11 protein-coding genes are annotated in these 11,003 nt (G+C 71.4%); 6 read left to right on the top strand and 5 right to left on the bottom strand.

The features are described 5' to 3' along the window. Both Q0A33_RS00175 and Q0A33_RS00180 read right to left on the bottom strand, forming a co-directional pair. A partial coding sequence (locus Q0A33_RS00175) for an adenylate/guanylate cyclase domain-containing protein (RefSeq protein ID WP_291791377.1) occupies nucleotides 1-1,341 on the bottom strand: 1,341 nt, incomplete at its 3' end. Next, nucleotides 1,338-2,186 (bottom strand): biotin--[acetyl-CoA-carboxylase] ligase, encoded by an 849-nt coding sequence (locus Q0A33_RS00180; protein WP_291791380.1) that lies wholly within the window; start codon nucleotides 2,184-2,186, stop codon nucleotides 1,338-1,340. The genes Q0A33_RS00180 and Q0A33_RS00175, both read right to left, overlap by 4 nt. 99 nt (nucleotides 2,187-2,285) lie before the next feature. Here Q0A33_RS00180 and Q0A33_RS00185 point away from each other — a divergent pair, with 99 nt between their 5' ends. The 3 genes from Q0A33_RS00185 (at nucleotide 2,286) to Q0A33_RS00195 (ending at nucleotide 5,663) form a co-directional block, all read left to right on the top strand. After that, nucleotides 2,286-3,893, top strand: coding sequence for an acyl-CoA carboxylase subunit beta (locus Q0A33_RS00185; RefSeq protein WP_291791382.1), 1,608 nt, complete (start codon nucleotides 2,286-2,288; stop codon nucleotides 3,891-3,893). Then, entirely contained in the window at nucleotides 3,890-4,144 is a 255-nt protein-coding gene (locus Q0A33_RS00190; protein ID WP_291791384.1) for a hypothetical protein, read from the top strand. The genes Q0A33_RS00185 and Q0A33_RS00190 overlap by 4 nt, the downstream gene beginning before the upstream one ends. A gap of 127 nt (nucleotides 4,145-4,271) precedes the next feature. Beyond that, nucleotides 4,272-5,663, top strand: a complete 1,392-nt coding sequence (locus Q0A33_RS00195; protein WP_291791386.1) for an NAD-dependent succinate-semialdehyde dehydrogenase — start codon at nucleotides 4,272-4,274, stop codon at nucleotides 5,661-5,663. A 103-nt stretch (nucleotides 5,664-5,766) separates the two neighbouring features. Here the strand turns inward: Q0A33_RS00195 and Q0A33_RS00200 are convergent, their stop codons facing one another. Continuing rightward, nucleotides 5,767-6,990 carry an MFS transporter gene (locus Q0A33_RS00200; RefSeq protein ID WP_291791388.1) on the bottom strand — a complete coding sequence of 408 codons (1,224 nt, stop codon included), beginning with the start codon at nucleotides 6,988-6,990 and terminating at the stop codon, nucleotides 5,767-5,769. A 296-nt stretch (nucleotides 6,991-7,286) separates the two neighbouring features. On the opposite strand from Q0A33_RS00200, the gene Q0A33_RS00205 reads away from it, so the two are divergent. The 3 genes from Q0A33_RS00205 to Q0A33_RS00215 all read left to right on the top strand — a co-directional run bounded on the left by Q0A33_RS00205 (nucleotide 7,287) and on the right by Q0A33_RS00215 (nucleotide 9,973). Next, nucleotides 7,287-7,820: a hypothetical protein gene (locus Q0A33_RS00205; protein ID WP_291791390.1), complete on the top strand. Its 534-nt coding sequence runs from the start codon at nucleotides 7,287-7,289 to the stop codon at nucleotides 7,818-7,820. Then, entirely contained in the window at nucleotides 7,817-8,143 is a 327-nt protein-coding gene (locus Q0A33_RS00210) for a transcriptional regulator (protein ID WP_291791393.1), read from the top strand. The genes Q0A33_RS00205 and Q0A33_RS00210 overlap by 4 nt, the downstream gene beginning before the upstream one ends. A gap of 69 nt (nucleotides 8,144-8,212) precedes the next feature. Then, complete coding sequence (locus tag Q0A33_RS00215; protein ID WP_291791395.1) at nucleotides 8,213-9,973, top strand: DUF885 domain-containing protein; 1,761 nt, start codon at nucleotides 8,213-8,215, stop codon at nucleotides 9,971-9,973. A gap of 9 nt (nucleotides 9,974-9,982) precedes the next feature. On the opposite strand, the gene Q0A33_RS00220 is transcribed toward Q0A33_RS00215, so the two are convergent. Both Q0A33_RS00220 and Q0A33_RS00225 read right to left on the bottom strand, forming a co-directional pair. Next, entirely contained in the window at nucleotides 9,983-10,285 is a 303-nt protein-coding gene (locus Q0A33_RS00220; protein ID WP_291791398.1) for a helix-turn-helix transcriptional regulator, read from the bottom strand. Between the two features lie 88 nt (nucleotides 10,286-10,373). Beyond that, on the bottom strand, nucleotides 10,374-11,003 hold a 630-nt coding region (locus Q0A33_RS00225), incomplete at its 5' end, for a hypothetical protein (RefSeq protein WP_291791401.1).

Below are 11,003 nucleotides of genomic sequence, written 5' to 3' on the forward strand. Positions count from 1 at the left end.
CCCCCGGCACGGGGGCAGGCTCTCATCCGCCTTCACCTGTTCCAGCAGGGTCATCGCGATCTCGGCACCGGACTGCGGGGTCTCCGCGGAGAAGAAGACCTCGTCCCCCACGGTCTTGATGACCCGGCCTCCGCCGGCGGCCACGATGTTGTAGGCGAGGAACTGGAAGTGCTTCACCAGCTGGCCGAGCTCGCGGGAGTCCAGCTGCTGCGACAGCCGCGTGTAGGAGACGAGGTCGATGAATCCGATCGCACGGGCCAGCGGCATCGTCGCATCGTGCCCGCGGGCCACCCCGCCGATCTCCAGTGCGTCCTCGACGTTGACGTTGAGACGGCTGAGCACACCGGCGAGGTTGCGCCGCCAGGCGTAGACCATGAGTCCCTGCAGCGGATCGACGAGGTCCGCGAAGACGTCCAGCACGGCACGGCGGGCCTCGGCATCGCTGAGATCCTTCTCCTCCGTGAGGTACTCGACCATCGCCTCCATCTGCCAGACGACGAGGCGGTCCGTCATCTGCCCCACGCCGCGGGCGAACTGCATCGCGGTCTCCTCGTCGACGAGGCCCGAGGCGACGAGGTCCGCGATGCTGCGCACGGCCTCGGCGTCCTTGACGGTGTAGGCGGCCTCCCCCTCCGGGATGAGCGGCTGGCCGAGGGCGCGCCAGAGCTTCCGCGCGGACACGGAGGAGACCTCCGCGAGCTGCGCGACCTCCTTGCGGGTGAGGACCCGCTTGCCTCCGATCAGCAGCTCCTCGAGGCGCTGCGCGGCGCTGCGGAGTTCGTAGACGGTGTCCGCGACCTCGTCCGCCTCACGCGCTGCGGCCTCCTCGTAGAGCTCGCGCTCGGCGTCCGGATCGCCGGGGACGGACCACTCGCCGGACTCGTCCGCAAGGGGCGCTGGCTCCTCGCCGGTCCGAGCCCGCGAGGTGCCGTCCGCGGAGGGAGCGGACGCGTGCTCCCCTTCGGCCTCCGCGGACCGCGCCGAGGCGTCACCGCTCGATGCCTCCGGTTCGCCTCCCGGAGAGCTCGCGTCTGCATGCGCCTCTCCCGAGGGGAGATCTCCGCCTGCACGGACCGGCACCGCGGCACCGGCCTCCGCGTCTGCGTGGGCCTCGGCATCCTCCTGCCCACCGGAGTCCGCCTCAGCCCGTTCGTCCGCGCCCTCGGCACGAGAGCTTGCGGCAGAGGTTCCGCTCCCACCGGCTTCCAGCGCCTCCGCCGGCTCCTCGACGAGGGGCAGGGCCTGCGTGCGCGGCTTCCACGCCTCCGGGTCCGCGGCATCCGCCCAGCGGACGGAACCGGTCCAGGGAGCACCCGACTGGGCGGGCGTCTCCTCGCTCATGCCGGCCTCACGTGCACCACGTCTCCGGCGGACACCCGCACGGGCTCCGCCGAGGCCGGGGCGGAGTCGTCGCGGACCAGGAGGTTCGCCTCGTCGTCGAGGTCGACGGCGATCCCGGTGAAGGAGGTGTCGCCGGGAAGGTGGACGCGCACGTGGGAGCCCAGCGTCGCCATCGCCGCACGCACCTCGGCGGCAGCCTCCGACCGGGAGAAGCCGGTGCCCGCGGCCAGCACCTCGCGCACCAGACCGGGCAGGTGGGTGAGGATGCCGACGAGCAGGGCCGCGCGATCGGGGTCACCGCCCTCGAGCAGGACGGAGCTGGCCGTCTCCACCGGCAGCTCCTCCTCCGTGAGCGAGACGTTGACGCCGGCGCCCACGACCACGCTGCGGCCCCCGTCAGGGCGCAGGACCAGACGGGAGAGGATCCCGCAGAGCTTGCGCCCGTCCGGGGTGAGCACGTCGTTGGGCCACTTGATGCGGGCGGCCACGCCCAGACCGGCCAGTGCACGGGTGACCGCGAGGCCGGTCACGACGGGGATCCAGCCCAGCCCCGCGAGGTCCGCGTTCTGCGGGAGCGCGACGGGGACGGAGAAGGTGAGCGCGGCCCCTGCGGGCACCGTCCAGGTGCGGCCGAGCCTGCCCTGGCCGTTCACCTGATGGTCCGTGCCCACGGCCGCGAAGTCCGGGATGCGGACGCCGGATTCGAGGAGTTCGGCGAGCCGGGTGTTGGTCGAGGTCTGCTCCGGGGGCCACTCCTGGACCACCGGCGCATCGGGGCCCGTCAGAAGCGGAGAGCCGGGCGATCCGGCGGGGAAGAGAGGCGAACGGTACTGCTCTGTGTGCACCACATCACCGTAGTCCGTTTTGGCGCGGCACCACAATGCGGGCGGGCCCGTCCTGGGACTCTCGTCACCACAGTGCGGACGCACGTAGGCTTGTGACCCATGAGTGAGTCCACGGCATCCTCCCCCGCACCCTCGGTCCCGCGCACCACGGCTGAGCGCATCGCCGCATTCGAGGCCCGCCGCGCCGCCGCGCACGCAGGCTCGGAGAGGTCGATCGAGAACCAGCGGAAGAAGGGCAAGCAGACCGCCCGCGAGAGGATCGCACAGCTTCTCGACGAAGGCTCCTTCCAGGAGGTCGACGAGTTCGTCCGGCATCACAACACCCATTTCGGCATGCAGCGCAACCGTCCGGACGGGGATGGCGTGGTCTGCGGACTGGGCGCCGTCGAAGGACGCACCGTGGCGGTGTTCGCCCACGACTTCACCGTGCTCGGCGGTTCCCTGGCGGAGGCCAACGGCCGCAAGATCGTGAAGGTGCAGAAGCTCGCCCTCAAGCTCGGCTGCCCCATCATCGGCATCAACGACTCCGGCGGCGCCCGCATCCAGGAAGGCGTGGGCTCGATCGCGCTCTTCGCGGAGATCTTCCGCCTCAACGTCGCCTCCTCCGGCGTCATCCCGCAGATCTCGCTCATCATGGGGCCGTCCGCCGGCGGCGCGGTGTACTCGCCGGCCCTCACCGATCTCACCGTCATGGTCGACGGCACCTCGCACATGTACATCACCGGCCCGGACGTCATCAGGACCGTCACGGGTGAGAACGTGGGCCACGAGGAGCTGGGCGGCGGCCGCACCAACAACGCCGTCTCCGGCAATGCCCACTACCTCGCCTCCAGCGAGGCCGACGCGCTCGACTACGTCCGCGACGTGCTCTCCTACCTGCCGCAGAACAGCCTCGACCCGGTGCCGGCCTACGAGGAGCCCGCGGACCTCGAGGAGTCCGAGGCGGACCGCGCGCTGGACGGCCTCGTGCCGGACTCCCCCTCCCAGCCCTACGACATCCTCGACGTCGTGGAGACCGTGCTGGACGAGGACACCCTGCTCCAGGTCGCGGAGCTCTTCGCCCCCAACGTCATCACGGCGTTCGGCCGGGTCGAGGGCCGCGCGGTGGGCATTATCGCCAACCAGCCCATGCAGCTGGCCGGCACCCTGGACATCGACGCCTCGGAGAAGGCCGCCCGGTTCGTGCGGCTGTGCGATGCGTTCGGCCTGCCCATCCTCACATTCGTGGACGTGCCCGGCTTCCTCCCCGGTACGGACCAGGAGTACAGCGGCATCATCCGGCGCGGGGCCAAGCTCATCTACGCCTACGGCGAGGCGACCGTCCCGCTCATCACCCTCATCACCCGCAAGGCCTACGGCGGCGCGTACTGCGTGATGGGCTCCAAGCAGCTGGGGGCGGACATCAACCTCGCCTGGCCCTCGGCGCAGATCGCGGTGATGGGGGCGCAGGGCGCGGCGAACATCGTCTACCGCCGCGACCTCAAGGCGGTCGAGGAGGCCGGGGGCGATGTCGAGGCCCGCCGCGCGGAGCTCATCCAGGAGTACGAGGACGAGCTGCTCAATCCCTACCTGGCGGCCGAGGAGGGTTACATCGACGCGGTCATCCGCCCCTCGGAGACCCGCGCGAGGATCATCCGCTCGCTGCGCGCGCTGGAGAACAAGCACGTGGACCAGCCCGCGCGCAAGCACGGGAACATCCCGCTGTGAGCGGCCGCAGCACGCGCGCCTCCCGCACCACCGCCCTCGAGCGCACCCTCGCGCAGCAGGGCGCGGTCGCCGCGCTCACCGCGCTGGGCCGCCTCCGCGGCACCGCGGCCGGCACTGACGACGGCGGCGCCCCGGGTCACGGCGGCGGAGCCGAGAGCAGCGGTGCCGCGGACCGGGAACGGGGCGGCTTCTCCTCCCCCGCCCGCGCGGTCCGGCGTCCGCTGCGCGGGAGCTGGCGGTCGCGGTTCTGAGACCCGTCGCGGTTCGCAGACACCGGCCGGCGCCCGGCGAGCCGTGCGCCGGCCGCCTGTGCGCTCCGAGCTGAAAACACGCCTCTCCCCCTGGACATGAGCGCACAGGGGGTGTTGGGTGGCGGACATGAGCACATTCGCAGTGACCAACCCGAACACCGGCGTCGTCGAGGAGACCTTCCCCTCCCTCGGCAAGGACGAGATCCCCGCGCTCATCGACCGCGCACACGAGGCGCATCTCACGTGGCGGGAGACGTCCGTCGACGAGCGCGCGGCGATCCTGCGCACGTTCGCGGACATCGTGGACTCGCGGGCCGAGGAGCTCGCGGACATCATCGGCCACGAGATGGGCAAGCCCAAGCCGCAGGGAGTGGCGGAGACGAAGAAGGTGGCGGCGACCGCCCGCTGGTTCGCGGACAACGCGAAGGTCCATCTCGAACCCACCGAGCTGCCGGACGCGCCCGTGGCCTCGCGGACCTATGTGAGGCACGACCCGCTGGGCGTGCTCCTGGGCATCATGCCGTGGAACTTCCCGTACAACCAGATCGCCCGCTTCGCCCTGCCGAACATCATGGTGGGGAACACGATCCTCATGAAGCAGGCCTCGATCTGCCCGCGCTCCTCCCGGACCTTCCAGGAGATGCTCGAGGAGGCCGGACTGCCCGGCGGGGTCTACACGAACATCTACCTCAACAGCTCGGACGCCGAGGAGGTCCTGAAGGATCCCCGGGTCAAGGGCTTCTCCCTCACCGGCTCCGAGGCCGCGGGGGCCTCCGTCGCGGGCATCGCCGCGAAGTACCTCAAGCGCTCGGTGCTGGAGCTGGGCGGCAACGACCCCGCCGTCGTCCTCGACACGGACGACGTGGGCGCGCTCGCACGGAAGCTCGTGGGGATCCGGACCTCGAACGCCGGTCAGGTGTGCACCTCGCCTAAGCGCATGATCGTCGTGGACGAGCTCTACGACGACTTCGTCGCCGCGGCCGAGGAGGCCGTGGACGGCGTGCGCGTGGGCGACTACGACGCCCCGGACACGGACATGGGCCCGCTCTCCTCCGAGGACGCCCGTGACGAGGTCGTCGCCCGCATCGAGAAGGCCGTGGAGGAGGGCACCGCAGTGCTCCGCACCGGCGGCCGCGTGCTCGACCGTCCCGGCTTCTTCATGTCCCCGGCGCTGCTCACGGACATCGATCCGGAGTCCGATCTGGGCAGGGAGGAGCTCTTCGGTCCGGCGGTCATGGTCTACCGGGCCGCCGACGAGGAGGACGCCCTGCGCCTCGCCAATCAGACCGAGTACGGCCTCATGTCCTCCGTGTGGACGCGGGACGAGGACCGGGGCCGGCGATTCGCCGAGCGGGTCGAGGCGGGCATGTGCCTCGTGAATGCACACCAGGAATCGGGACCGGAGTACCCGTTCGGCGGCATCGACCGCTCCGGCTACGGCCGGGAGAACGAGCGCTGGGCCCTCGGCCAGTTCACGAACGAGCGCCTCGTGCGGGTGCACCCGCACAGCGCGAGCTGACCACGGCGGGGAGCGCTCTCCCGCCGCTCATGTCTCACTCTGCGCGGATTCTCCGGTCCCACATCGACGTGGAGTGAGACATGAGCGGATGGCCCGAGGCGGTTCAGCGCCCCTGCAGGCCGCCTCGGGCACGACGTCCGTGCACCAGCAGGTAGACGGCGGCCGCCACGACCACGAGCCCGCCGCACAGCCAGTACATGGCGGAGTACCCGCCGTTGCCCGCCACGGCCCCCAGCACCACCGGACCCACTCCCGTGCCCGCGTCGAGCATGAGGTAGAAGGTCGAGGTCGCCACGCCCACCCGCGCCGCCGGGGTGCGGGCGATGAGGATCGACTGGAGCGAGGGCAGCAGGCATCCGAAGCCCAGGCCCACCAGCAGGCCGGCGAGGGCGAACGCCCAGGTCGCATGCGCCTGGGCGACGATGATCATGCCGACCGCATAGCAGACGAACACGGGGATCAGCACGACGTTGTCACCGAAGCTGTCCTGCAGCCGTCCGGCGAAGAGGCGTGCGGCCAGCGAGCCCACCGCGAAGACGAGGAAGAAGACCGCCGAGGCCCCGGGCAGACCCAGCCCGTTCGCGTACACGCTGAGGAAGGCCAGCACGGCCGAGTAGGCGAGGCCCGCGATCCCCATGACGGAGCCGATCCGCAGCGTCGGCACGTCGATGAAGGTGGAGGGGTGGAGCGACCACTTGCGGCGGCGCTCCTCGCTGTCCGGCTCGCGCTCCGGCACGACGTAGAAGTAGGCGGCCGCCATGGCGGCGAGGCCGCAGGCGGACGAGATCCAGAAGAGGATGCCGAAGCCGAACTGGCCGGACAGCCAGATGCCCATGAGCGGACCCAGCGCGGTCGCGAGCGTCGTGGCCGTGCCGAAGTAGCCGTTGCCCTCCGCGCGCCGGTCGCCGGGGATGATCGACTGGATGGAGGCGACGAGGGCGGTGTTCCCCATGCCGAACGCCACGCCGTGGACCAGCCGCAGCACGATGAGCAGGGTGAGGTCGCCCACCGGCAGGTACGCCAGCCCCACGACCACGAACAGCGCCATGCAGACCAGGAGCAGCCGGCGCCTGCCGATGAAGTCGAGGAACTTGCCCGCGATCACGCGTCCCGCCACCGCGCCGATGATGAACGCGGAGGACGCGAGACCGGAGCCCGTCTCCGCGGCCCGGAACCTCTCCACCGCGTAGAGCGCCATCGTCGTCATGAGGAGGTAGAAGACCATCGACATGAAGAGGTTGACGACGATGCCGATGACGAAGGTCTTCGTCCACAGCGGCTGGGGGATCTGCGGTTCCTGCGCGGGCTGCGGTTCCGATGCGGGCACGTGGGGGCACTGCTCCTCTGACGAAGGGACGGGGCTGCGGGTGCAGCGGCGGCCGCGCTCGCGGGCGCGGCAGAACCTCACCATCGTACGCCTCGTCCCGCGCTCGCCCGGTCCCCGGGGAGCCTCAAGAAAGTACTTGCATGATTGGAAAGTGCTTGCAATACTGGATCCATTGCCGCAGAGTCCGGACGGACCCACAGGGCGATCGATGAAGCCGCAGCCCCTCACCCGGGCTCGGGACGCAGAGGCCGCGGCGGCCGCACAGGGCAGCCGCAGCCGCACAGGAGGAGACGACGATGTCACGCTCACCGGAACATCCCACCAGCCACCCCGCACCACCCGACCGCGAGGCGCAGAGCCCGGGCGGAGAGCCCAGCGCGGCCCAGGCGCAGGCCATGCTCGCGCAGGCCGCAGGTGCCGCGCGCACCCTGCCGGCGCCGGTCCCCGCCGTCCTCATCTGCTACGGCATCCTCTGCGCCGTGGGCACGTTCGGCACACTCGGGATGCACCTGGCCCCGTACATGACAGCCCCTCCCGGAGGCCTGTCGCCCACCGTCACGATCCTCATCTTCGCGTTCATGTGGATCGGTGCGGCAATCATCGCCGGCATGGTCTTCCGTGAGCGGTGGCGCCGCGGTCTGAGCACGCGCTGGCTCGTCTACATGGGGGTCTGGGCGGTGCTCTGGGTCCTCGGCATGACGCTGGGCGGCACGATGCTGGGCATGTTCATCGCACCGGCCTTCGTGGTCCCGTTCGTCATCGCCGTGAGCACGGAGGCCGCCAAGGCCCGGGACGCACGGCAGGCGCAGCAGGCAGGGGCAGGACGATGACCGCGCAGGCCGCCCACCCGCGCTTCCGGCTCGAGAGCTCACTCGCCCACCCCGTCCGGTTCTCCATCGCCGCCTCCCTCGCCGCCCTCGAGAGCGTCCCCTTCGGCGAGCTCCGCGATGAGCTCCAGGTGAGCGACTCCGTCCTCTCCAAGCAGATCGCCGAACTGGAGAAGGCGGGACTGGTGAAGGCCACGAAGGGCTTCGTGGGCAAGCGGCCGCGCACCACCCTCTCACTCACGAAGGAGGGCTTCGCCCGCTGGGAGCGCCATCTGGCCGCTCTCCGGGCCATTGCGGCACCGGCCGAGGCCGCGTCTCCGGAGTGAGCCGCACCGCCGCAGGCGCCCCCGCTGTCGTGTCGTCAGCGGGGGCGCACCCTGAGTAGGCTGGCTCCCATGACTGAGCAGACCGCCACCGGCACCGCAGCCGGCACGCCCGCCACGGCTCCCCGCACACCCACTCCCGTCGACGAGGTCGCGGAGACCCACTTCCGGAGCATGCTGGACCTCTCCCCCGCGCTCCGCGTGGAGGTGGGAGCCCCCGGCCGGGAGGACGAGCTCGACGACTTCTCCCCCGGCGGCTGGGCGGCCCGCGACGACCTCGCCGCGCGGACGCTCTCCGCACTCGAGGCCGCGGAATCGGCCTCCCGCGCCGCCGGGACCTTCGACGAGACGGACGCCGTCACCGCCCACGCCCTGCGCGAACGCCTCGGGCTCGAACGCGAGATCCACGCGATCGGCGCGGACGCCTCGCAGCTGGACGTCATCGCCTCCCCGGTGCAGGCGGTGCGCGACTTCTTCGACCTCGTGCCCACCGCCTCGGCCGAGGACTGGGAGGCCAACGCCTCGCGCCTCCGCGCCGTGAGCCAGGCGCTGGCGGGCCATCGCGAATCACTCCTCGAGGCACGGGCGGGCGGCCGCATCCCCGCACGCACGCAGGTGGAGGCGGTGATCGCACAGGCGCAGGCCGCGGCCGAGGCCGGAGGCCACTTCGACCGGTTCGTCGCCGGAGCCGCGGACTCGCCGGACGCGGACCGGATCTCCGCCGGGCTGCGGGCGGAGCTCACCGACGCCGCGCACTCCGCACGCACCGCGTACTCGCGGTTCGCCTCCTTCCTCCACGAGCAGATGCTGCCCGAGGCACGCGCGGACGACGCGGTGGGCCGGGAGGAGTACGCCCTGCACTCCCGCACCTTTCTGGGCACGACGGTCGACCTCGACGAGACCTACGAGTGGGGACTCGAGCAGCTCGCCTCCATCGACGCCGAACAGCAGGAGATCGCCGCGGAGCTGTATCCCGGCTCATCCGTGACGGAGACGATGCGGCGGCTCGACGCCGATCCCCTCCGCAGGATCCACGGTCTCGACGGCCTGCGCCGCTGGATGCAGGAGACTGCCGACGAGGCCACCGCGGCGCTGGCCGGCACGCACTTCGACATCCCGGACGAGGTGCGGACCATCGAGTGCATGGTCCTGGAGGACGGCACGGGCGGGATCTACTACACGCCGCCCACCTCGGACTTCTCCCGCCCGGGCCGCATGTGGTGGTCCGTGCCCTCCGGAGTGGAGTCGTTCGCCACCTGGCAGGAGAGGACGACGGTCTACCACGAGGGCGTGCCGGGACATCACCTCCAGCTGGGGGCGACGGTGATGAGGGAGGACCGGCTCAACGCGTGGAGGCGGCAGGGCATCTGGGTCTCCGGCCACGGCGAGGGCTGGGCGCTCTACGCGGAGCGGCTCATGGACGAGCTCGGGTTCCTCGCGGATCCCGGCGACCGCTTCGGCATGCTCGACTCGCAGCGCCTGCGCGCCGCGCGAGTGTGCGTGGACATCGGCGTGCACTGCAGGAAGCAGGCACCCTCCTCCGTGGGCGGCGGGGTCTGGGACCGCGAGAAGGCCTGGGCCTTCCTCACCGAGAACGTCGCGATGGAGCACAGCTTCCTCGACTTCGAGCTCAAGCGGTACCTGGGCTGGCCCGGCCAGGCCCCGTCCTACTCCGTGGGCCAGCGCATCTGGCAGCAGATCCGCGAGGAGGTGCGCACGCGGGAGGAGGCGGCCGGCCGTGCGTTCTCGCTGCGCGACTTCCACTCCCGAGCGCTGGGGCTGGGGTCCGTGGGCCTGTCCACGCTCCAGAAGGCCCTCGTCGAGGGCTTCTGAGGAGCTCGCTCACTCCCCGTTGCGTCTGCGGATCTCCTGCTTCCCCGCCTCGATCGCCTCATCCACCAGCTGCCCCACCGGCACGTCGAGCACCTCGCTCAGGCGCATGAGCATGAGGAAGGTGGGGTTCGCAGGGGTGCGCGGGTTCCGCTGCGAGATCCCGGACTCCATCTGCTGGTAGTAGTTGCGGTTGATGCCGATCTCGTTGGCGAGCCGCTCCTGCGAGAGGGCCTTCGCCAAGCGCCGCGTGCGCAGCAGCTCCCCGAGGGCGCGTGATGCCGCGCGCTCCACTTCACTCGCCTGTATCGCCACGAGTCCAAGACTCGGCAAGATTCCCTTCACCGTCCGCCGCTTATGAGCGGCTATGGGCGAAACAGGCGCAGATTCGCTGTCTTCACGCTTATTCCGGGTCGTGCCCGGCCCGGCGCCTGAAGGCGATCACATAGTGTGACCCGTCCAGGCCGTCCAGCAGGAACTCCGCCTCCGCCGCGCTCCCCTGCGCGCGCACGAGCCAGTTGGGCTTGAGGACGAGCGCCGGGCGCGCGGCCGGTCTGAGGGAGAACAGGAAGGCCAGTTTGGCCCGCTTCCGCATGGCCGCTCCCGCCACGGCCCTGGCGGCCTCCATCGCGTCCTCCGCAGACACCGTGGGCGGACGGTGCGGGGAAGCTGCGCCAGGAGCGCCGGAGGCGTCGACGAGGCCTTCCTCCCCGCGGCGCACCGCGTCCAGCACCGCCGCGGCCAGCTGTGGTTCGGCCACCATGTGGGCGGTGGTGGACACCGCATCCACGAGGCACAGCAGACGTTCGAGACCGCGCGGCCCGCGTTCCACATCGAAGCGGACGGCCCACATGGGGTGATGGACCAGCCGCGCCTCCGCGCTGCCCGCCTCCGCGCCGGAGGCATGCGCACCTCCGACAGCCCGGCCTGAGCGGGAGGGCGCGGCCGCACCCTCGGTGGCCCATCCCCCCGCCCGGCCCGTCCCCTCGAGGCGGTGGCGCCCCCGGGAGCGGGCCGCGGCGGCGGGGAGGAC

This window comes from Brevibacterium sp. (assembly GCF_022712115.1).
GTDB classification, from domain to species: Bacteria; Actinomycetota; Actinomycetes; order Actinomycetales; family Brevibacteriaceae; genus Brevibacterium; species Brevibacterium salitolerans.

Bases quoted from the DNA above. Each gene is read 5' to 3' on its own strand.
- Q0A33_RS00185 (WP_291791382.1), top strand. From the start codon at position 2,286: ATGAGTGAGTCCACGGCATCCTCCCCCGCACCCTCGGTCCCGCGCACC.
- Q0A33_RS00210 (WP_291791393.1), top strand. From the start codon at position 7,817: ATGACCGCGCAGGCCGCCCACCCGCGCTTCCGGCTCGAGAGCTCACTC.
- Q0A33_RS00195 (WP_291791386.1), top strand. From the start codon at position 4,272: ATGAGCACATTCGCAGTGACCAACCCGAACACCGGCGTCGTCGAGGAG.
- Q0A33_RS00205 (WP_291791390.1), top strand. From the start codon at position 7,287: ATGTCACGCTCACCGGAACATCCCACCAGCCACCCCGCACCACCCGAC.
- Q0A33_RS00215 (WP_291791395.1), top strand. From the start codon at position 8,213: ATGACTGAGCAGACCGCCACCGGCACCGCAGCCGGCACGCCCGCCACG.